17 protein-coding genes and 1 tRNA gene are annotated in these 20,913 nt (G+C 62.1%); 11 read left to right on the top strand and 7 right to left on the bottom strand.

Annotated elements, in window-relative coordinates; translation table 11 throughout:
- Window positions 1–251 precede the first annotated feature (251 nt).
- Complete coding sequence (locus ABK249_RS00325; protein ID WP_348861903.1) at window positions 252–3,482, top strand: autotransporter outer membrane beta-barrel domain-containing protein; 3,231 nt, start codon at window positions 252–254, stop codon at window positions 3,480–3,482.
- Between the two features lie 70 nt (window positions 3,483–3,552).
- On the opposite strand, the gene ABK249_RS00320 is transcribed toward ABK249_RS00325, so the two are convergent.
- Window positions 3,553–5,040 (bottom strand): ribose-phosphate diphosphokinase, encoded by a 1,488-nt coding sequence (locus ABK249_RS00320; protein WP_244446969.1) that lies wholly within the window; start codon window positions 5,038–5,040, stop codon window positions 3,553–3,555.
- A 171-nt stretch (window positions 5,041–5,211) separates the two neighbouring features.
- Here ABK249_RS00320 and ABK249_RS00315 point away from each other — a divergent pair, with 171 nt between their 5' ends.
- Window positions 5,212–6,243: a hypothetical protein gene (locus ABK249_RS00315; RefSeq protein WP_161784811.1), complete on the top strand. Its 1,032-nt coding sequence runs from the start codon at window positions 5,212–5,214 to the stop codon at window positions 6,241–6,243.
- A gap of 15 nt (window positions 6,244–6,258) precedes the next feature.
- Here the strand turns inward: ABK249_RS00315 and ABK249_RS00310 are convergent, their stop codons facing one another.
- The 5 genes from ABK249_RS00310 to ABK249_RS00290 form a co-directional block, all read right to left on the bottom strand.
- The gene (locus ABK249_RS00310) at window positions 6,259–7,545 is read right to left on the bottom strand and encodes a capsular polysaccharide export protein, LipB/KpsS family (protein ID WP_037157976.1); all 1,287 of its coding nucleotides are present in this window, start codon (window positions 7,543–7,545) and stop codon (window positions 6,259–6,261) included.
- Between the two features lie 105 nt (window positions 7,546–7,650).
- On the bottom strand, window positions 7,651–8,988 hold the full coding sequence (locus ABK249_RS00305) for a KpsE/RkpR family capsule polysaccharide export protein (protein ID WP_407722036.1): 1,338 nt from the start codon (window positions 8,986–8,988) through the stop codon (window positions 7,651–7,653).
- The gene (locus ABK249_RS00300) at window positions 8,985–9,644 is read right to left on the bottom strand and encodes an ABC transporter ATP-binding protein (RefSeq protein ID WP_037157970.1); all 660 of its coding nucleotides are present in this window, start codon (window positions 9,642–9,644) and stop codon (window positions 8,985–8,987) included. Before ABK249_RS00300 ends, ABK249_RS00305 begins: the two co-directional genes overlap by 4 nt.
- Window positions 9,641–10,411, bottom strand: a complete 771-nt coding sequence (locus ABK249_RS00295; protein WP_037157967.1) for an ABC transporter permease — start codon at window positions 10,409–10,411, stop codon at window positions 9,641–9,643. The genes ABK249_RS00300 and ABK249_RS00295 overlap by 4 nt, the downstream gene beginning before the upstream one ends.
- A gap of 197 nt (window positions 10,412–10,608) precedes the next feature.
- Entirely contained in the window at window positions 10,609–10,965 is a 357-nt protein-coding gene (locus ABK249_RS00290; RefSeq protein ID WP_037157965.1) for a hypothetical protein, read from the bottom strand.
- 259 nt (window positions 10,966–11,224) lie between these two features.
- Between ABK249_RS00290 and ABK249_RS00285 the strand changes: the two genes are divergently transcribed.
- A tRNA-Pro gene (locus tag ABK249_RS00285) sits at window positions 11,225–11,301 on the top strand.
- A 93-nt stretch (window positions 11,302–11,394) separates the two neighbouring features.
- Here ABK249_RS00285 and ABK249_RS00280 read toward each other — a convergent pair.
- Complete coding sequence (locus tag ABK249_RS00280; protein ID WP_037157962.1) at window positions 11,395–12,084, bottom strand: TetR/AcrR family transcriptional regulator; 690 nt, start codon at window positions 12,082–12,084, stop codon at window positions 11,395–11,397.
- A gap of 131 nt (window positions 12,085–12,215) precedes the next feature.
- Between ABK249_RS00280 and ABK249_RS00275 the strand changes: the two genes are divergently transcribed.
- The 8 genes from ABK249_RS00275 (at window position 12,216) to ABK249_RS00240 (ending at window position 20,913) form a co-directional block, all read left to right on the top strand.
- Window positions 12,216–13,238 carry an efflux RND transporter periplasmic adaptor subunit gene (locus tag ABK249_RS00275; RefSeq protein ID WP_415926419.1) on the top strand — a complete coding sequence of 341 codons (1,023 nt, stop codon included), beginning with the start codon at window positions 12,216–12,218 and terminating at the stop codon, window positions 13,236–13,238.
- 7 nt (window positions 13,239–13,245) lie between these two features.
- Window positions 13,246–14,487 carry an ABC transporter permease gene (locus ABK249_RS00270; RefSeq protein ID WP_348861902.1) on the top strand — a complete coding sequence of 414 codons (1,242 nt, stop codon included), beginning with the start codon at window positions 13,246–13,248 and terminating at the stop codon, window positions 14,485–14,487.
- Window positions 14,484–15,188, top strand: a complete 705-nt coding sequence (locus ABK249_RS00265; protein ID WP_037157953.1) for an ABC transporter ATP-binding protein — start codon at window positions 14,484–14,486, stop codon at window positions 15,186–15,188. Before ABK249_RS00270 ends, ABK249_RS00265 begins: the two co-directional genes overlap by 4 nt.
- 275 nt (window positions 15,189–15,463) lie before the next feature.
- Window positions 15,464–16,996 carry an ABC transporter substrate-binding protein gene (locus tag ABK249_RS00260; RefSeq protein WP_348861901.1) on the top strand — a complete coding sequence of 511 codons (1,533 nt, stop codon included), beginning with the start codon at window positions 15,464–15,466 and terminating at the stop codon, window positions 16,994–16,996.
- 17 nt (window positions 16,997–17,013) lie between these two features.
- Window positions 17,014–18,015, top strand: a complete 1,002-nt coding sequence (locus ABK249_RS00255) for an ABC transporter permease (protein ID WP_348861900.1) — start codon at window positions 17,014–17,016, stop codon at window positions 18,013–18,015.
- Window positions 18,012–18,908, top strand: a complete 897-nt coding sequence (locus ABK249_RS00250; protein ID WP_037157945.1) for an ABC transporter permease — start codon at window positions 18,012–18,014, stop codon at window positions 18,906–18,908. Before ABK249_RS00255 ends, ABK249_RS00250 begins: the two co-directional genes overlap by 4 nt.
- A complete protein-coding gene (locus tag ABK249_RS00245; RefSeq protein WP_081953004.1) occupies window positions 18,905–19,912 on the top strand; it encodes an ABC transporter ATP-binding protein in 1,008 nt (335 codons plus the stop codon). The genes ABK249_RS00250 and ABK249_RS00245 overlap by 4 nt, the downstream gene beginning before the upstream one ends.
- Complete coding sequence (locus ABK249_RS00240) at window positions 19,909–20,913, top strand: ABC transporter ATP-binding protein (protein ID WP_227702140.1); 1,005 nt, start codon at window positions 19,909–19,911, stop codon at window positions 20,911–20,913. Before ABK249_RS00245 ends, ABK249_RS00240 begins: the two co-directional genes overlap by 4 nt.

The following is a 20,913-nucleotide window of genomic DNA, read 5'->3' as shown; positions in this document are numbered from 1 at the left end:
TCCGGAAGCGCCTGAAAGAGCCTCCAGCGTCTCTCCGCCTGCAAACCCGCATGTATTTGCGCCTTCGGTCACATTCCTTGCACCTGCGGCCACATTTGAACGCGGCCGGCATATAGTTCTTGAAATCATGCCGTTGCCCGCCCGAAAAGCGACCGAGAGGTTCAGGGGGCGGGGTCTTCTTCTCCTGAAATGACGTTGCGTATCCGCGTGCGGAAATGCCCTCGCGTGTCTGGGGTCATCGGAGAGGATTTATGGCATTCAATAATTGCGATCTTTTGGGCGGTCCTGCTGGAGAAGCAAAGGACGGCATCGGCGATCGGCCGCGCCAGGGTGCAAACCCCCTCGGCAACCGCTCGCGCCGCGCGGCTTTGAGCGCTGTCCTCGCCAGCACCTCGTCGCTTGCCCTGGCAGTGGCCGCCGGCCCGGCCGCGGCCGACGAGGTCATCGATGGCGGCCAGACGGTCACTGTCCCCGGAGACCAGAATTCGCCGTGGAATCTCGGAGCCGAAGACCTTGTCGTCGGGGACGCGGGCGCCGGCACGCTGGTCATCGAGAATGGCGGCATCGTCATTCCCGCCGTCGTCCAGGTCGGCCGCCTCGTCGGCAGCAATGGCTCGGTGACGGTTTCCGGAACGGGCTCGAACCTGACCTCAACGGGCTCGATCATGCAGATCGGCCTGGAAGGAACCGGATTCCTGACCGTCGGCAATGGCGCTTCGCTGAACACGGACGCCGGCCTCGTCATCGGCCATTTCGAGGGTGGCGAGGGCACGCTGACGGTGACGGGCGAGGGCACAAGCTGGGCGACGGCTCAGCAGGTGACCGTCGGTTCGCAGGGCACCGGCACCGTCTATGTCGAAGACGGCGCCTCGGTCGTGCATGGCGGCGATCTCACACTTGGACTTGGCACGCACAAGAGCGGTTATGTCAATGTGTCCGGTCAGGGAACGAACTGGGAGGCGACCAGCAACGCCATCGTCGGCAATGCCGGCAACGGCATGCTGGACATACGGGACGGTGCGACGTTCGACGTCGCGCAAGACCTCGTGGTTGCCAATACCCTGACCGGTTATGGATTGGTGGTCGTCAACGGCGAAGGGGCGAGGCTGACTTTCGACAAACTGCGCGCCGGCGTCGACGGTTATGCTTATCTCATAGTCGAAAACGGCGGCGCGCTGGGTGGCGCCGGACATGCTATTTCTCTGGGCACGGGGGCGACCGGCGAGGCCGGATTGCAGATCACGAACGGTTCGTCCGCCGCCGCCGGCACCCTCGTGGCCGGTGATTTCGGCAAGGGGTCCGTCATCGTCTCCGGCAGCATGCTGGAGAGTACCGAAGCATATCTCGGCCGGGAAACGACCGGCACCGGCTCGGTCAGCGTCTCGGGCGCTAACGCGGCCTGGTACAATACCGGCAATCTTTTTGTCGGTTATCGGGGCGCGGGCGATGTGACGGTGCAGAGCGGTGCGACGCTCGGTTCGATCGACAGCGCCATCGGCGCACATGCCGGCGCAACCGGCGAGGTGACCGTTCGCGACAGCGGATCGACCTGGTACGCCAGCGGCGACCTCTTCGTCGGCGGCGAGGGCGACGGCACGCTGACGATTTCGGACCAGGCCAATGTCTGGGTGCTGGTGGGCAACGGCGTCACCAATATTGCGACCGTCGCCGGCTCCACGGGCGTGGTCAATATAGGTGCGGCGGCAGGTGCGGCGGCGACGAGTGCCGGCAACCTCTTTACCGCCAGCATCCAGTTCGGAGCGGGCGACGGCACGCTCGTCTTCAACCACACCGATCCGAACCTCTATTTCGCCACGGCCATGAACGGCTTTGGCGCGATCGACTTGCTTGCAGGCACCACGATTTTCGCCAGCGATTCTGCCGGGTTCACCGGCAATACGACCGTCGACGACGGTGCGACACTGGTTGCCAATGCCATATTGGGTGGATCGGTTTCAGTGCTTTCCGGCGGCGCGCTCGCGGGCACGGGAACCCTCGGCACGGTGACGCTCGCCTCCGGTGCCACGATCGCGCCGGGCAATTCCATCGGCACCCTTAATGTCGGCGATATCACCTTCGATGCCGGCTCGCTCCATGAAGTCGAGGTCGACGCCCTCGGCAACAGCGATCTCGTCAATGCGGCAGGCATCGCCACCGTCAACGGTGGCACCGTCAATGTCACCCCGTATCCCGACGTTGCGGTCGGCACCGCCTATACCATCCTGACTGCGGCCGGCGGCGTCAACGGCACGTTCGATGCGGCCACGTTTGCCATCAACTCCATCTTCATCACGCCGACGCTGAGCTACGACGCCAACAACGCCTATGTGACGCTCGATCAGACGACGGATTTCCCCGACGTGGCGCTGACCCCCAACCAGAAGGCGGCCGCCTCCGGCATCCAGTCGGTGGGGGGCGGCGACCTCTTTTCCGCAATCGCCGTCCTCGGCAGCATCGAGGAGGCGCGGGAAGCATTCGATGCCATTTCGGGCGAAATCCACGCCTCCGCCAAGACGGCGCTCATCGAGGACAGCCGCTTCGTCCGGGATGCAGTGATGAACCGTATTCGCACGGCCTTCGAGGAGACCACCGCCAGCGCGGTTCCGGTCTTTGCCTATGGTCCCGGCGGGCCGGAAGCGGCTCCCGCCGCCACCGACCGTTTCGCGGTATGGGGCCAGGGCTTCGGCTCCTGGGGTCAGTGGGATGGCGATGGCAATGCCGCGACGATGGACCGGTCGATCGGCGGTTTTCTTTTCGGCGGCGACGCGCTGGCGACGGAAAACCTTCGGCTCGGGCTCCTGGCCGGCTACAGCCATTCGAATTTCGACGTGGACGACCGGTCCTCGTCGGGTTCGGCCGACAGCTACCATCTCGGCGCCTATGGCGGTGGCCGGTGGGGCGGGTTCGGGCTGCGGTTCGGCGGGGCCTATAGCTGGCATGACCTCGAGATGAGCCGTTCGGCCGAGTTCACCGGCTTCTCGGACAGTCTCACCGTGGACTATCACGCTGCTACGGCGCAGATGTTCGGCGAGGTGGGCCATCGGTTAGGCCTTGGCAATGCGAGCATCGAACCCTTCGCCAATCTCGCCCATGTCAATCTCGACACAGGCGGCTTCACGGAAGATGGCGGCGATGCGGCTTTAAGCGCGGGCAGCCAGACGACGAATACCACCTTCACTACGCTGGGGCTCCGAGCCGGAGCTGAGCTGGCGGTGGGAGAGGCCAGAACCGTCAGGCTCACCGGCATGATCGGCTGGCGGCATGCTTTCGGCGACGTGGTGCCGGCCGCAACCATGGCCTTTGACGGAGGCAGTGCCTTCACCGTCGCCGGCGTCCCAATTGCAGAGGATGCCGCCGTCATCGAGGCGGGGCTCGACCTGAAATTGACGCCGCAGGCGACCTTCGGCGTCTCGTATAAGGGCCAATTCGGCTCCGGAGTCAGCGATCACAGCGCCAAGGCCAATGTCGCGGTGAAATTCTGAACGCGCAACGACATCGCCAGCGACCGGCGCGGTCAGCCCGCGCCCCTGATGCCCTCCGGCATGCGATCGTTCACCTGGCGACCGTCTCGCAGCATTCCGCGATCGCGTCGGCGAAGATGCTTGTGACCGGAATGACGGTAAGCCGCTTGTCGCCGCCGTAACGTCTGCCTGTCTCGACGGTGTCGGCCACCACGATGCTGTCTATGAAGGGCAGCGCCAGATGCCCGGCAGCCTCCTTTGAAAACAGTCCATGGGTGGCGCAGAGATGGATTCCGGTTGCGCCACGCTGCTTGCAGGCTTCCGCCGCGCGGGCCATGGTCGTTCCCGAACTGATCAGGTCGTCCATGATGATGACGACCCGCCCCTGGACGTCGCCGGCAAAGAGATCGCCGCTGACGACGCCCTGGCTGCGCTGCTTTTCGACGAAGCCTTTCGCGACCGGCCGCCGAAGGACCTTCTCCAGGACGACCCGGAACATGTCCGCGCGCTTTCCGCCGCCGAGGTCCGGGGAGACGACCGTCACGTCTGCGGATTGGAGCAGGCCGGCGAAATGAGCGGCAAAGGCTTCGTAAGCCGTCAGGTGGAGGGTGGGGCAGCGGAAGGCGTTCTGGAAGGCCGCCAGATTGTGGCTCTCCATGGTGATCAGCCGGTCGGTGCCCACGGCCTCGAAAAGCCGGGCGACATAGGCTGCGGTCAGCGGGTCCTGTTCCTTCGTCTGCCGGTCCTTGCGCATATAGGCGAGGTAAGGGGTCACGGCGGTCACGCGGGATGCTCCGTTCGTCTTCAGGGTCGCAATGAAGAATAAGAGCTTGCAGAGCCTGTCATGCACGCTCTCCCGGTCGGTTCCGTCGAGACTGGAAATCACATGGATGTCCCGCCCGCGGACATGTGCCAGAGGGCGGGTCTTTTCCTCACCGTCCTCGAAGAAACGTTCCTCGATCGGGCTCAGCGAGAGGCCGAGGCGGGCCGCGACGCGCTCACCGAAAATCCTGCTGCTTTCGAAGGCAAATAGCATGGGATGCGGTTGGGGCCACCGGACCGGCGTCCTTGCGGGAGCAGGTTCGGTCCGCTGCACGCTGGCTGAGGCCAGGAAAGCATCGACGGATTTCCCGTTGCTGGAAAGCGGCGCGACAAGCAGTTCGGTATGGATTGGCCCGGCCTCGGCCGATTTCGAACTGAATATGCCGAGAATGGGCTCACCGGTTTCACCCACCATATCGAACAGCCGGCGCAGGCGCACCGCGCCCCTGCGGTCTGCCGCCGCATCCAGTTGGTCCCCCGTCGAAATCCTGCCGATCAGGGTTGCGGCGGCATCCGCTCCGGACGAAAGCAGATAATGCCGCGGCGCATCGGGGTCCTTCCGGAAGATGAAGGCCTTTTCGGCGGCTGATGTTCCAGCCGTCATGAGCGCTTGCGGCGCCGGAGCGATGAGCTGCTGGCGCCTGTCCAGCCATTCCTGAAGCACCGCCGCCAATCGCTCGTCTGTGGGGCTCGGTACGCTGTCCAGTCGCTGGAAGAGGCGTGTCAGGGCTTTCTTGGTCTTTGCCATCGTCGTCATGGGAATGCTCCTCAACTCATGGCGGTTATTTTAGGTCGCGCGAAGGCCGCGGCGATGACCAAGGTCAAATCAGCCGGCCGTTATCGATTCCGGCGAATTGAGGGATGTCAAAGCCCGCGGCGGGCACCAGATTAACATCTGTCGCTGTTTCGTTATCGAAAAGGAACCGGCGTGCATTCTTTGAATGAAAAGATCAGCTTTCTGCGCAAGCCGGAAGCATATCAGGGACGCGGCTCAGAGGTGACGGCCCTGGAGACCCACATGTCCTGGGTCTTTTTGTGTGGCGACCGCGTTTATAAACTGAAGAAGCCGACGGTTGGCCCCTTCTTCGATTTTTCGACGCTTGCCGCCCGGGAATGGAACTGCCTGGAAGAACTGCGCCTCAATCGCCGCCTGGCGCCGGATACCTATCTTCGGGTCGTGCCTCTGGTCAGCCTGCCGGACGGCAGCCTGGTCATCCGAGGGCAGGGCACGGTCGAGGAATGGCTGCTGGAAATGCGCCGCCTGCCCGAACATCTCATGCTCAGCCAGTTGCTGAAGACAGGTGCTGTCGGCGACGACCACCTGCACAGGCTGGCCGATTTCCTCGCTGCGTTCTACCGCTCGGCGGAGCGGCCGGCGATTGATCCCCTCGATCATTTCCGCATGCTCGAATGCCAGAACGACATCAACAGACAGGTGCTGCGGCACGAGGAATTCGAAATCGATCATGAGGCGGTCCGGCATCTGCTGGACGATGTCGACCGCGCCCTGCATTGCTTTCGGGAGAGGATCATCCAACGGATCAACGACGGACGTTATGTGGAGGGACACGGGGATCTGCGGCCGGAACATATCTGTTTCTGCGATCCCATTGCGATCTTCGACTGCCTCGAATTCGATCGCCGGCTGAGGATCATCGACCCGTTCGACGAGATTGCCTTCCTGGGAATGGAATGCGCATTCCTAGGCTCGCCCACCGTCGGCGAGACGCTTTTTCAACTCCTGCGTAAACGGCTTGAGGACCACATATCGCGGGAGCAGAAGGAGTTCTACACGGCCTTCAGGGCGACGATGCGGGCGCGCATGGCCTATTCGCACCTGCTCGACGGATCGGCGAGGTTGTCCCCGGCCATATGGGAGAAAAAGACGAGCAAATACATTGGGCTTGCACGCGGCGCGCTTTACCGCTGCGGGATAGCCGAGACGAATTACACCGGCTGATGCCAGAGTTCGACCCTAGTCAAGGGGATAGAGCAGTCGACCGATTTTCCTGAAGGTCGGATTCGAAAGCTCCCGGAAGAAAAGGATCGGATTTTTCCTGAAATCCTCGGCATCGGCCTCGTCGCCGATCATTCCGATGACGCGCGCCAGGGGTTCCGTGAGCACGTGGCGCCATCCCATGATCCCGTATGGCCCTGAAAACTGGAAGCCCGGTTTTTCGGGAACAGATACCGGCACGATGCGGCTTTCCGGCATGCCGGTTTTTCTCCACCCGGTCGCCAGTTCAAGACAATCCTCGAAGCCGATTTCCTCTCCGGTCACGGGGTTGAAGTAGCGCGGGTACAGAAGATATGCGCCGGCGAAGAGTTCTTCGAGGCGCAGTTTGCGGCGGCGCCGCGGGTTTTTCTGGCGATCGTCCGTCAGCCCCCATCCGGCATAGAAGGGGCACCCCATGACGGTGACGGGAATATCCCGGAGAAGCGCCTCGAATCCTCCAAGCGACGTGATCGTATAGACATGATCGGCCGTCTCCAGAAGGTCCGGCAGGGGAAGCGGATCGGTCACGATCTTGCAGAGATGCGCGACCCTCGCCGGATCGGAAAGGCGCTTGCGGATTCCATTGAGCACGTCCGGATGGGGTCGGTAAAGGATCTCGCAACCCGGATTCTCGGCCGCCGCGGTCCGGACGACGTCGTTGTTCGTTATCGGTCGATCGCATCCGAACCGGATGGACGCGTCGTCCTCCACCTGGCCGATGATGAGAATTCTGCGCTTGTCTTTTTGAACAGGCACGGTTCCGATTGTCCGTGTGTCGTCGGCATTGTATTTGCTGAGCTTCGAAGCAAGCAGCGCCCTGATGCCGTCGCGCGCGCGGCCCATCAGGTCCGGATCGCCCGCGAAATCGTAGGAACTGAGCAAGCATTCGAGATCCGATGCCTCGCGGCTGTCGAAATAGGGCGTGCGGGAATCGATGGTCAGTGAAAAGGGGGCGCTATGGCTGGCATTGGGAACCAGCGAGCGGATGAAGCCGTCTTCGATGAAGTAGAGCGGGATCGAATTCTTCCTGGCAAAGGCAAGGGCCGCGGGAGGTACATTCAGACCCCAGACGAGAAGAGCCGGGTTGGGGGAAGCCTTGATGGCGGCGGCCCACTTACGCGTGAAAACCTTGTCGGTCAGATAGAGCGGCAGGAAGGTGAAGCGGGCCTGGGGAAAATACGCTCGGAGAATCGCTTGTTTCCACCGTCTCAGATGGAAAGCGAAAACGTCCCGGCCTGTTAAGTCCGGCTTTTCATTCGTCGTCATCTCGCCGGCAGCTTTCCCGAGGCAAATCATCCCGCACGGCGGTTTATTTACCCGCCAGCGGAATGAATGTCACATATCAGGCCGTTCTTTTCGATCGTCCGGCGGCTAGTTCCGGTCCCGGATATTGTAATATCCCATGACCACGACGCCCCAGGCGAGCAGGGCGCCCAGGAACACCAGGATGGAATTCAGGAGCCTGCTCGGATATTGCGCCAGTTCCGACAGCGTCGGCTGGATGAACACGGCGAGATAGCGCTGCTTGGCATTGGCCTCGATTCTTGCCTTTTCCAGCCCCGTCAGCGCCGAGGTATAGGCGCGTTCGGCGAATTCGCGATCTGTCTCCAGCGTTTCATACTGCTGGATACGGCTCGCGACGTCGGTGAAGGACGCCGCAGCCGTTCGGCTCTGCTTGCTGGCCGTGCCGCTGCCGAACCTCTGTCTTTCCTGCTCGATCTGCTTTTCCAGGCTTGCGATCTGCGAGCGCATGACCCGGACGCGCGGCGTATCCTCGCCCATCTGGGTGAGTGCGGTGGAAAGCTCGGTCTTCAGCTGAACGAGTTTTTCCTCGAGCCCTGCCACCAGTTGGGTCGCGAGTTTTGCCCCTTCCACCGGGTCTGCTTCCTGCGAGGAATCTCGATAGATTCTGAGCGCCAGTCTGGCGTTTGATAAACGCTCTTCCGCCATGCGGACCTCGCTCTGCGCAACTTTCAGGACTTCGTTGCGTGCCGACAACGAGAGCTCGTTTACCAGCTTTTCGCTCTGGGTAATGACAAATGCCGAGATCTTCTGCGAGTCCTCCGGCGTGAAGGCCTTGACCTCTAGCTCCATGATACCGGACGTATGGTCGAAATTGACGTTGACCATGCTTCGCCAGTATTCGAGCTTGTCCTCAATGGGAAGGTCCCGGCCGATACCATAAAAATAATCCAGCCCTCGCGGAGCGAAGACGGAATCCAGCCCGAAGGCCTCGTCCACCGCCTGAACCATCCGCTCGCTGCGGATGAAGTCGAGCAGGACGTAGGAATCGGAAAACGTGCTGCCGGCGGAGGCCTGGGAAAACATCCCCAGAAGGTCCGAGGGCTGGGAAGACTCGATGCTGCGGACGGAAAAGGAAGCCGAACTGTGATATTGGTCGGCAGCGATGAACGCCATGTAGAGAGACGTCAAGACTGCCGGCAGTGCAACGAAAGCCACGAAGCCCGAGACGATCGCCAGATGCCGGAGGCGCAGCTTGCCGATCCAGCCGCGGGTCGCTTTGGCTGCCTGCGGTTCGGCCTCGATGACAGGCGGGGAGGGCTCCGCAACAGGCATGGGGCTTTCCAGAAGCCCCTCAAGCAGACGCAGATTTTTGGGCTTGTGAAGCGGTTTCGCTTCGGGCGCCAGCTGAAGGTGGGTAACAACTTCGCCAGTCTTCTTGCCTTGGGCTTGGTCTGTCACGTCTATTGCCTCGTCATGTTGCGCTCGTGAACGGCGATAGCATCTTCTAAATTATCATAATATGTTAATTTTCCGTCTTCGAGAACGATGCCGGATTCGCAATAGTCCCGCAATGTGGTGGCGCTGTGGGAGACCATGATGACATCGGAATCCGCGAGCCGCTCCTTGAAGACCTGCTGGGATTTCCGCTTGAAGTTTGTATCTCCCACCGCGGTGATTTCGTCGACGAGATAATAGTCGAACCTGACCCCCATGCTGACGCCGAAGGCGAGCCGCGCCCTCATGCCGGATGAATAGGTGCGGACGGGTGCCTTGTAGAAGGCACCGAGTTCCGCGAAGTCGGCAACATAGGCAACAAGCTCCTCCGTGTCGACACCATATATCCTGGCGACGAAGCGGACATTCTGCTCCCCCGAAAGATTGCCTTGGAAGCTGCCCTGGAAACCGAGCGGCCAGGATATCTTGCCCTGGCGGACGATGCGCCCCTTGTCCAGCTCCAGCGTGCCGGCAATGATCTGCAGCAATGTCGATTTGCCCGCACCATTGCGACCCAGGAGCCCGACGCTTCTGCCGCGCGGAATGACGAAGGAAACGTCATTGATGATGGGCTTCGAAATTCCCTTCATTCGCACAAACTTCGTCGCACGTTCCAGCCTGATCATCGTCCTCTCAATACCTTCCCGGAGCTCGTGAATATGAGCAATCCTCCAAACAGCAGAGAAAATGCAATGCCGTAAAGATAGCCCGCATCATAGCCGATGGCACGATATTCGGGGTAGAACCCCTTGCGAAACAGCATGACGACGTGCGCGAGGGGGTTGAGCAGGATCACCTCTTGTGCCGGATGCGGCAGGCTGTCCGGCAGATAAAACACACCGGAGACAAGAAAGAGCGGGCGCGTGACGATTTCGAAGAATTTCTCGTATAGGGGGTACTTTGGAAACAGCACATTGTTTGCGAGAGCATTTCCCAAAGCCAGCAGGCTGGCGGCAAACGCCGCTTCTATGATGTAGGGCCATTCGATCGTCAGGGGCGTCTTCAAGCTTAGGCCAATGGCCGTGAAGACGCAGAAGGCGACGACGGCAGTGGTTCCCAGTTGCAGGATATAGCGCGCGAGCACAGTGTCGATGGGTGCGACGTTCGGATAGCTCAGGAGAGCGCGGTTTCCGTTGACGGCGCTGTTCAGATAGCCGGCCATCGCCTGGTAGAATTGATAGGCGATGTAGCCCGTCGCGAAAAACAGCGGAAAGCTCGCTCCCAGCGCCGGTGTGTGGGCGATCGCCATGAAGATCAGAGACAGAAAAGCGATATGGGAGGCGGGATCGAGAAAAGCCCAGATGTACCCGCCCGGCTTGCTGCCAAAGCGGGTGGACGTTTCGCGGACCACCAGCGCCGCCACGACACGGATATGCGTTGTGAGATAATACAAGTGACCTCGTACGGCTAGCCCGGCACGACATCGAAGTTCATGGCCGGTTATCGTGTCGAAAATAAGCTGTTTCGCCGGAAGATGCCAGAGACAACATCAATCGGCGACAATGCCCCGGGCCTGCGCCGGTTCCAACGACGCGGTTTCCGCGTCGTCTTCTTGGAAGGTCAATGATTGGAGGCGCCGCCGCTGCTCGCTCAATTCGCCGTCAGCAGTTCCGTGCAATAGCTCGGGCCATTGGCGCCGGGGCGGTCGGAAACGATCGTGATGTCGCGGATGGTGTAGTTATCGGAAACGGCAATTTTTGCCGAGCAACTCACGCTCGCGGTGCGGCCGTTCTGTTGCTTGATGCGCTTATAGCCGCCGCGCCAGTTGTAGACCGTCACGGAGCCTTCGTTGCTGTCGCTGATCGGCGGGCTGAATTTCGCAAAGAACTCTCCGGCCGAATGCCCCACCCATCGGCTCTCGATCGGGTTGCTGGCGATGCCGGCGGTGGTGCAGGCTGAAAGGGCAAGGGCGAAAACGGCGGTCGATGCGATGGCGCGGCGGCTCATGGTCTGGAAAAATCCTGTTGTCTTCTATGGTGCCTGGGAGGCATGTCTTTCGAGATCGCACCTAACAGATTTCTTGCCGGTTTCGCGAGATAGCCGAGAGCCATCGGCATCAAATTTCTCCGACGCCGCTTTTTTGCAACGCCTTGGTTCGAGAGGCCTTTCCGGGCACCTAAGGGACGGATCGCGTCCCTGTCGCAAATTTTTCATGACTGCCGCTTGTGGAATGAAAAATGCTGGTCTATAGAGGCGCCGCTGGTCACGGAGTGTAGCGCAGTCTGGTAGCGCACCACGTTCGGGACGTGGGGGTCGAGTGTTCGAATCACTCCACTCCGACCAGCTTGATCACCTGATATTTCGCAAAAGTCGGCTCCAGCCCGTTACGGGGATGGTTCTCGTTTGAGAGATGCTCTCGTTGCTTGGGTAAGCGCGTCACTCCGAAGTGAGGAAGGCCCGGGCAAAGCCTGGTTCTGCCACCTGCAGGGTCCCCTCGGGCAGCTTCAGAATCCGGTCGAGGGCGATGCCGTAAGTCAGCATCCAGTCGTCCAGCATCGTGACTGCTCCGTCGATGTCCCCGGTTTCGGCCTGTTTCAGCGCCTGGTGCATGACCTTGCCGACACTCAATCGAAGCTCGAGCAGCATCAGCGCAAAGGCCTGCGGATCCGGTGCGTCGAGGCTTCCCTCCTCATGGCCCTGCTTCAGGATATCGGCAAGCAAAGGCTGCACGACTGCCGTCAGCGCCTCGTTGATGCGGTGGAAAAGTACGACGTTTTCCGGCTTGAACAGGACATTGAACGTCTTTCTCAGTTGCGGCGCGAGTTCGACCTTCAGGCGCCGCGAACCCGCGAAGAGCGCATTCAGCCTGCCGATGGCATTGATCGACGGATTGTCGAAGAGCGGTTGGAACTGCTTGAGATTCTCACGGGACAGCCGGACGGCAAGTGTCTCGAGCAGTGCCTCTTTCGACGGAAAATAGTGATAGAAGGCGCCTTTGGAGACGCCGGCCTCGCGAATGATGTCGTTGACGGTGGTGCTTTCGTAGCCACGCGTGAAGAACAGGCGCTGTGCGCAGTCCAGCAGTTCGTTCGACCGCACCTCTGGCGGTTTTTTGATCCGGACCACGATCCTTTTCCCCAGTTAGGCCGGACATTGTCGTCCCGAATGCGACAAAATCCAGCGTTGCGCCTGTATGCCATTTATATAGACTGACGGTCGGTCTGATGCTAGAGGCGTTGTGAAAAGGGGCGCCACCGCTGGAGGTCACCTTGCGAGCCTTTAGACTTGTGATTGCGACCGCGGTTGTCGCGGCAGTGGCCGCTGCGGCTGGTTGGTATATGCTGAGGCCGGCAGCCGTTTTGGTTGCAATGCCGTCGCGCGGCGATGCCGCCGAAGTCGTCTATGCAAGCGGCATCGTTGAGCCGCGCGTCTGGGCCAAGGTTACGCCGCTGATTCGCGAGCGGATCGTCTGGCATTGCAATTGCGAAGGCGAGCGTGTCGCCAAGGGCGACGAGCTCGCCCGCCTTGACGATACCGAGGCGAAGGCGGCGCTCGGCGAGCTTCGCGCGCGGCTGGCGCTTGCGGAAGAGGAGCTCCGCCGCCACACGGCGCTTTCGGCACGGAATGTTGTCAGTCAGCAGGAGCTCGATCGGGCGCGTAGCGAGGTCGTCCAGCTGGAGGCGCTTGTCGCCGGACAGCAGGCGAGGCTGGACAGCTATATTCTCCGTTCGCCGAGCGACGGCATGGTGTTGAGACGGGATGGCGAAGTGGGCGAGATCGCCGAACTCGGCGCGGCACTCTTCTGGGTGGGGGAGCCGAGCCCTCTCATCGTGGTCGCGGATGTCAATGAAGAGGATATCCCCCGGATTGTCGTCGGGCAGAATGCGCTGCTGAGATCCGATGCCTTTCCGGGACGGCAGCTCGATGCAGAGGTGGACAGCATTACCCCGAAGGGAGACCCTGTCACGAAAACCTATCGCGTCCGCTTTCGCCTGCCGGACGACACGCCGCTCAGGATCGGCATGTCGACGGATGTGAACGCCATCGTCAGGGTTTCCCGCAATGCGCTCCTTTTGCCCTCCGTTGCGGTCGAAAACAGCAGGGTCTTCGTCGTCGACGGCGACAGGGCGTATGGCCGCGACATCCGCACCGGTATTCGCGGACCGCAGGGTATCGAGGTTCTGTCCGGCATCGACGAGACGACCCTTGTCATCACGCCGCATCCGGCCAACCTGACCGATGGTGCGCGCGTGAAGGTATCGGACGCGAAGACAGGGTGAGGTGGCGATGCGTCTCATCTTCGAAATTGCCCTGACCCATATTGCCGGGCGCGGTCGCCAGACCCTGGTCGCGGCGTTCGGCGTGGCGATCGGCGTCGGTTTTTCCATCGCCATGGCGGCCCTGATGCAGGGAGGCCAGGACGATTTCGTCCGGCAGCTTGTCGATACCATGCCGCATGTCCAGATCACCGACGAGCAGCGCACTGCCCGCCGCCAGCCCGCGGAGGATGCCTTCGACGTGGTCGTCATTGCGGGGCTTCGCCCACGCGACGACCGGCGCGGCATCATCAACCCGACGGCGGCACTCTCGTGGCTGCGCGCGTGGATTCCGGGCCGGTTGGCGCCCAGCCTGAAATCGCAGGGGGTCATCCGCTATTCCGGCCGGGAAGTGGGGGCTTCGGTAATCGGCGTCGAACCCACGGTCGAGGTCGGCGTGTCGCCGATCGTGGAGGACTTCAGGCAAGGCAGCTTCTCGGCGTTGGCTGTGGGCGGTAACAATGTCCTCATCGGCGACACCATGGCCAACCGGCTGGGGGCCGGTCTCGGCGACACCATTACCGTCGTCTCTGCCCAGGGGCTCACGCGAAACTTCAAGATCGCCGGACTGTTTCACACGGGCTCGACGGCGCGCGACGAGGGCGAGGCCTATGTCCTCTTGAAGAACGCCCAGATTCTCTCGGAGCGGCCGAACGCCATCAACGAGATTCGCATCAAACTCGATGATCCCAATCGGGCGCCGCTGGTGGCGCAACGGGCGGAGGCCGAGCTCGGCTATAAGGCCGTCGCATGGCAGGAGGCGAATGAATCGATCCTCGAGGCGCTCGTCGTCCGCAACGTCATCATGTACACGGTCGTAGGCGCCATCCTGCTGGTCGCCGGTTTCGGCATCTTCAATATCATCTCCACCATCACGCATGAGAAGGCGCGCGATATCGCGATCATGAAATCGCTCGGCTTTCCCGCCGGCGACATGCGCCGCCTGTTCCTGCTCGAAGGCCTTGCCATCGGCGCCGCCGGCTCGGTTGGCGGCTGGCTGATCGGCTTTCTGCTCGTTTATGGATTGTCGCTGGTGCGTTTCGAGATCGCCGCCACCGGCCAGGAGATGACCCGGCTGCCGATCGCCTGGAGTGTTCTCCACTATGTCATCGCTTCGGCCTTCGCGCTCGGATCGGCGGCGGTCGCCGGTTATCTTCCGGCAAGGCGTGCGGCGCGGGTCAATCCCGTCGACATCATCAGGGGGGCTACATGAGCAACCTGATCGAGGCGAGGAACCTGACGCGCATCCTCCGCGAGACCGTGCCCGTGACGCTCGTGAAGAATATCACGCTTGCGATCGGCGAGCGGGAATTCGTTGCCGTCACCGGCCCTTCCGGCTCCGGCAAGTCTTCGCTTCTCTATCTCTTGGGCCTGCTCGACCGGCCGACGGAAGGAACGCTCTTCATCGCCGGCCGGGAGACGGAGGAGATGAACGAGGCGGAGCGCGCCGCGATCCGCCTTTCGACGATCGGCTTCGTCTTTCAGTTCCATTTCCTGCTGCCGGAATTCACGGCGCGGGAGAATGTCGAGATCCCGATGCGCCGGCTTGCGAAACTGAGCCGTCCTGCCATGCGCGAGCGGGCCGGCGAACTGCTCCGGTCGCTCGGTCTCGGCGATCATCTCGACAAACGCCCCGACCAGATGTCCGGCGGCCAGCGCCAGCGTGTCGCCGTTGCGCGCGCGCTGGCAAACGACCCGCCGCTCATTCTGGCCGACGAACCGACCGGAAGCCTGGACAGCAGGAACTCGGAGCAGGTGTTCACAATCCTCGAGGCGCTTGTTCGCGAGCGCGGCAAGACCGTCGTGGCCGTCACCCATGACCTCGATATGGCCGCACGCATGGACCGCCGCCTTCATCTGATCGACGGCATGCTTGACGGCAACCTCCCGACAGAAACCCCAAAGCCCGGCTGAAGACGGATGCCGTCCTTACGGCGGGCAGCACGCACGCGCCGCTGACCGGCCACGCCCGCCCTGCGTCAGTCTCACGCGTGTCGCGTGAAATCGACGCGCGATGTGCGACGTTATAGCTCGTGCAGCCGCGCTTTCGATGCATGCGCCTGATTTATCTCGATAAAATTCGCGACTTTCCAGCTTGCAGGGACTGGCACGGTGTTTGCGTAACGAGATTCGACCAGCAGGAAGTGCAGGATTCATGCATGATCTCTGGCAAGAACAGGAGAACGATAATGGGGAATTTCAAGAACCTTCTCTTTGCCTCGGCGCTCGCCGTCATCCTGCCTCTGCAGGCGGTCGACGCCTCGGAAATTCGTGTCGGTTTCACCGCCGATGCTCTCACGCTCGACCCGGCCAATCACCGCAACCGCGAAACCGAAACGATCATCCGCAATCTCTATGACGGCATCCTCACCCGCGATGCCGATATGAAGATCGTCCCGGAGATCGCCGAATCCTTCACGCAGACCTCGCCGACCACCTTCGAGTTCGTCATCCGCAAGGGCATCAAGTTTCACGACGGTTCGGACCTGACGGCGGAGGATGTCAAGTTCACGCTCGACCGGCTGACGGTGGAAGGCGCCATGGGCGACGGGCAGACAAGTCCGCGTAAGAGCCTGCTCGGGCCGCTGAAGTCGACGGCGGTCGAGGGCAACAAGGTGATCGTCACCCTGAGCGAGCCCTGGCCGATCCTGCCGGCCATGTTGCCGGTGCAGGAAATCGTCTCCAAGGCCTTCGTGGAAAAGGTCGGCACGGCCGGCCTGGCGACCCAGGTAAACGGCAACGGTCCGTTCAAGCTCACCGAATGGCGCAAGGGCGATTCCATCATCATGGAGCGCTTCGACGGCTACTATGGCGGCGCGTCGGACATCCCGCCTGCCGGCAAGGCCTGTGTCGACCGCGTGATCTTCAAGGTCATTCCGGAAACCGCCTCTCGCGTCGCGGCGCTTCTCTCCGGCGATATCGACATCATCAACGAGCTGCCGCCTTTCTCTATCGCGCAGGTGAAGAACAATCCCGATACCGAGGTGATGACCGTCAACGGCACGCGCAGCTTCTTCATCGCGCTCAACAACAAGGGCAAGGTCTTTGGTGACATTAAAATGCGTCAGGCGGTTGCCTACGCGCTCGACAAGAAGCTGATCATCGACCGCATCCTCGGCGGCAACGCCGTGTCCATCGACGGTATCCTGAGCCCGGCCGCCTTCGGGGCTTCGAAGCTGCCGTCTCACGACTATGATCCGCAGAAAGCCAAGGCCCTGCTTGCCGCGGCGGGTTATCCCGACGGCATCGATGTGGTGATCGACACGGAGGGTGCCTATAAGGATACGGTCCAGGCAATCGCCTCCGTGCTCGCGAAGAGCGGCATCCGCGCCAAGGTGGAAGTCAGCGAGTCGGCCATTCTGAAAGCCAAGTGGGACCCGAAGGACGAAAACCCCAAGGGAGACATGTATTTCACCTCCTGGGGCAACGGCTCGCTCGATCCCTACGATATCTTCCTGCCCACCCATCGCAGCGGCGATCGCGGCAATTCCGCTCATTACGCCAATCCCGAACTGGACAAGCTGCTCGACCAGGCCTCCAGCGAACTCGATACGGCAAAGCGGGCCGGGCTTTACAACAAGGCCGAAGCGATCATCAATGCTGACCTTCCCTATGTCTATCTCTGGGTGCCCCAGGATATCTATGGGGTTTCGAAGCGCGTGAAGGGCTGGAAGCCGAGCGCCGACAGCCGCATCAACCTTCACGACGCCTGCGTTGAATAAGCGGGACAGGGCAGGACGTGGGTAGGTTTCTCGAACGTCTGCTGCAATTGATCCCCGTTCTTCTCGGTGTGAGCCTCATCGTCTTTCTGATGCTGGCGCTCACACCGGGCGATCCGGTGGAGATCATGATCGGCGACCAGAACATGACGGCCGAGCAGGAAGCGCTGTTGCGCAGCGATCTCGGCCTGGATCGGCCTTTGCCGGAGCGGTTCCTGAATTTTCTCGGCAATGCCGTCCAGGGGGATTTCGGCACCAGCTATTTTCATCGGCGCCCGGTCAGCGAGGTGATTTCCGAGCGCCTGCCGGCGACCATCGAACTGAGCCTCGTGGCGATGCTGATCGCGCTCGCCACCGCAATTCCGCTCGGTGTGGCGGCCGCCATCCATAAGAATACGATCATTGACCGCATCGCTACCGTCGGCTCGCTGTTCGGCGTGTCGCTGCCGGGGTTCTGGTTCGGCATCCTGCTTCTGATGCTGTTTGCCATGCATCTGAGGCTGCTGCCGGTTTCGGGACGCATCGGTTTCGAAAGCGAGGTGCCGTCCGTCACCGGCTTCCTGCTGATCGATACCTTGCTCCAAGGCCGCTTCTCCGCCTTCCTCGACGCGGTGAAGCATATCCTGCTGCCGGCGATCACGCTCGGCCTGCCGATGACAGCGATTCTGACGCGCGTCACACGCACCGCCATGCTGGAGGTAATGCGGCAGGACTACGTCGCCTTCGCCGAGGCCAAGGGCATTAGCCGCAGGCGCATCCTCTTCCGACATGCACTGAAGAACGCGCTCATCCCGACCGTTTCGGTCGCGGCGATCGAAACCGGCTCGCTGCTCGGCGGCAACATGATCGTCGAGACCGTATTCGGCTGGCCAGGCCTCGGGCGCCTGGTGGTGGAGAGCATCTTCGTGCGCAACTACCCGCTCGTGCAGGCGGCCGTGCTTCTCTACGCCGTCACCTACGTGCTGATGAATTTCGTGGCCGACATTCTCTACACGGTCCTCAATCCGAGAGTGAAACTATGAGCGCCGTATCCGATCCGGCGACGGCTTCGCCCGCCGCCTCGCTTTTCCGGCGCAACCTCGCCACCTTCGCGGAAAACCGCCTGGCCGTGGCAAGCGCCGTCATCCTGCTCGGCTTCGTCGTCATGGCCGTCTTCGCGCCCTGGATCGCGCCGCAGGATCCGAACGAGACGGACCTGTTCCGTCGCCTCCAGCCGCCCGCCTGGATGCCGGGCGGCGAATGGGCCTATCTGCTTGGATGCGACGCGCTTGGCCGCGATATCTTCTCGCGCATCATCTACGGCGCCCGCATATCGATCTTCATCGGCACGGTGGTCGTTGCCGTCGCCACCGTCATCGGCATTCTCGCCGGGCTTGCCGCCGGATATCTGCGCGGCTGGGTGGATACGCTGATCTCGCGGCTGATCGACATCCTGCTCGGCTTTCCCTATCTCATCTTCGCCATCGGCCTGATGGCGATGATGGGGCCGGGTCTGGTCAACATCATCCTGGCGCTGGTCTACAAGGAATGGGTGATCCCGGCCCGCGTGGTGCGCGGCGAGACGCTCGCCGTGCGAGAATTGGAATATGTCGAGGCCGCGCGTGCGCTCGGCGCCTCGCGCTTCCATATCATGATCCGCGAGATCATGCCGAATGTGCTTTCCTCCGTTCTGGTCGTCGCCACCATCCGCATGGCGGACGTCATCATTCTCGAAGCGAGCCTCTCCTTCCTCGGTCTCGGCGTGCAGCCGCCCACCGCCTCCTGGGGCTCGATGGTGGCCGACGGGCGCGCCTTCATCCTCGAAGCCTGGTGGGTCAGCACCTTTCCGGGGCTCGCCATCCTGACGCTGGTGCTGGTCATCAACGTCGCGAGCCAGGGCCTGCGCGACGCCTTCGATCCGAGGTTCCACGAATGACCGGCGCGATGGGCAATCTTCTCGAAGTGCGCGGCCTGCGCACCGTGTTCGATACGCGCGCCGGAGAGGTGCGTGCCGTCGATGGCGTCGATCTCGACGTCCGCCCCGGCGAATGTCTCGGCGTGGTCGGCGAATCCGGCTCCGGCAAAAGCGTCACCTTTGCTTCAGTCATGGGCCTGGTGAGAAGTCCCGGCCGCATCGAAGAGGGTGCGATCCGCTTCGAGGGGCGCGATCTTCGCGCGCTTTCGCAGAAGGAACTGCGCCGCATCCGCGGACGCCATATCGCGATGACCATGCAGGACGCGCTGACCGCCCTCAATCCGGCACTGACGGTCGGCGAGCAGATCCTCGAAGTGCTCTATGCGCATGACGAGACTTTGCCTTCCGGTGGACGCGCGAGAACCGAAGCTGCACGGAAAAAGGCGGTGGAAATGCTAACCCTGGTCGGCATTCCCTCCGCCGATGAGAGGCTCAGATATTACCCGCACGAGTTCTCCGGCGGCATGCGTCAGCGCATCATGATCGCGATTGCGCTCGCCTGCCGGCCCAAGCTCCTGATCGCCGACGAGCCGACGACGGCGCTCGACGTCACCATCCAGGCGCAGGTGCTGGAACTGATCGCGGATATTCGCACAAGGCTTGGCATGAGCGTGGTGCTGATCACCCACGATCTCGGCGTCGTTTCGGAATATTGCGACCGGATGATGGTGCTCTATGCCGGCCAGGTGGTCGAGGAAGGGCCGACCGCCGCGGTGATCGGCGATCCGCGCCATCCCTATACCAAGGGGCTGCTGCGTTCGATCCCGCGGCTTTCGCTACGCGGCCAGCCGATCGAGCCGATCGAGGGGCAGGTGCCGGACCTGATCGGCCTGCCGCCGCAATGCCGGTTCTATTCGCGCTGCCGCGAGCGCATCGATGCCTGCCTTCAGCCGATCGCCATGCGCGAAATCGGCGCTGCCCGCCGCGCCCGCTGCATCCGGCTCGAAGAGGAGACAAGGCCATGACCGTGTCGGAACCACTCATCAGGGTCGAAAGCCTCGTCAAGCATTACGGCGGGCGTCGGAGCCTCATGGACCGCCTGGCCGGGCGGCCGGCGATCAGCATCCGGGCGCTCAATGGCGTCAGTTTCACGGTCGCCCGCGGCGAAACGCTGGGGCTGATCGGCGAAAGCGGCTGTGGCAAGTCCACGCTCGGGCGTGCCGTCCTGCGCCTGCACGAACCGACGGCGGGACGCGTCACCTTCGACGGCGCAGACGTGACGGCGCTTTCCCCGGCAGAACTCAAGGCCATGCGCCGCGATATGCAGATCATCTTTCAGGACCCCTATGCCTCGCTCAATCCGCGCCGCACGGTGGCGGAAATCGTCGGCCTGCCGCTGAAACTGCATAACCTGGCGAAGAGCGGCAGGGAGGCGCGCGACAAGGTGGCGGCGATCATGGAGCGCGTCGGTCTGAAGGCGGCCCATCTCGACCGCTATCCACACCAGTTCTCGGGCGGACAGCGCCAGCGCATCGGCATTGCCCGCGCTCTGATCAGCAACCCGCGCTTCATCGTCTGCGACGAGCCGGTCTCGGCGCTCGACGTATCGATCCAGGCGCAGATCATCAAGCTTCTCATAGAGCTGAAACGCGAACTCGGCCTCACCTATCTCTTCGTCTCGCACGATATTTCGGTGATCGGCTATCTCTCCGATCGTGTGGCGGTGATGTATCTCGGCGAGATCGTCGAGATGGGACCGGTGGAGCGGGTGCTGCAATCGCCGCGCCATCCCTATACGCAAAGCCTGCTGTCGGCAGTGCCGGACGTGGATTCTCCGGGCTTGCGCAAGCGGGTGAAGCTTACCGGCGATCTGCCTTCTCCGCAGGCGCCGCCGCCCGGCTGCAAGTTCCATACCCGCTGTCCGCTGGCGGTGGAGCGTTGCCGGACGGACGTGCCTGTCGTCCGCACGGTCGGCGAAGGCCACACCGCCGCCTGCCATTTCGCCGAAGAGCTTGTGCAAGGATGA

Source organism: Neorhizobium phenanthreniclasticum (assembly GCF_040066075.1).
Lineage (GTDB): Bacteria > Pseudomonadota > Alphaproteobacteria > Rhizobiales > Rhizobiaceae > Neorhizobium > Neorhizobium petrolearium.
The sequence above is the reverse complement of the archived record's forward strand: the minus strand, read 5'-3'. Positions and strand labels throughout refer to the sequence as shown.

Bases quoted from the DNA above. Each gene is read 5' to 3' on its own strand.
- ABK249_RS00325 (WP_348861903.1), top strand. From the start codon at position 252: ATGGCATTCAATAATTGCGATCTTTTGGGCGGTCCTGCTGGAGAAGCA.
- ABK249_RS00320 (WP_244446969.1), bottom strand. From the start codon at position 5,040: ATGACGACGATGGCAAAGACCAAGAAAGCCCTGACACGCCTCTTCCAG.
- ABK249_RS00310 (WP_037157976.1), bottom strand. From the start codon at position 7,545: ATGACGACGAATGAAAAGCCGGACTTAACAGGCCGGGACGTTTTCGCT.
- ABK249_RS00300 (WP_037157970.1), bottom strand. From the start codon at position 9,644: ATGATCAGGCTGGAACGTGCGACGAAGTTTGTGCGAATGAAGGGAATT.
- ABK249_RS00290 (WP_037157965.1), bottom strand. From the start codon at position 10,965: ATGAGCCGCCGCGCCATCGCATCGACCGCCGTTTTCGCCCTTGCCCTT.
- ABK249_RS00270 (WP_348861902.1), top strand. From the start codon at position 13,246: ATGCGTCTCATCTTCGAAATTGCCCTGACCCATATTGCCGGGCGCGGT.
- ABK249_RS00265 (WP_037157953.1), top strand. From the start codon at position 14,484: ATGAGCAACCTGATCGAGGCGAGGAACCTGACGCGCATCCTCCGCGAG.
- ABK249_RS00260 (WP_348861901.1), top strand. From the start codon at position 15,464: ATGGGGAATTTCAAGAACCTTCTCTTTGCCTCGGCGCTCGCCGTCATC.
- ABK249_RS00250 (WP_037157945.1), top strand. From the start codon at position 18,012: ATGAGCGCCGTATCCGATCCGGCGACGGCTTCGCCCGCCGCCTCGCTT.
- ABK249_RS00245 (WP_081953004.1), top strand. From the start codon at position 18,905: ATGACCGGCGCGATGGGCAATCTTCTCGAAGTGCGCGGCCTGCGCACC.
- ABK249_RS00240 (WP_227702140.1), top strand. From the start codon at position 19,909: ATGACCGTGTCGGAACCACTCATCAGGGTCGAAAGCCTCGTCAAGCAT.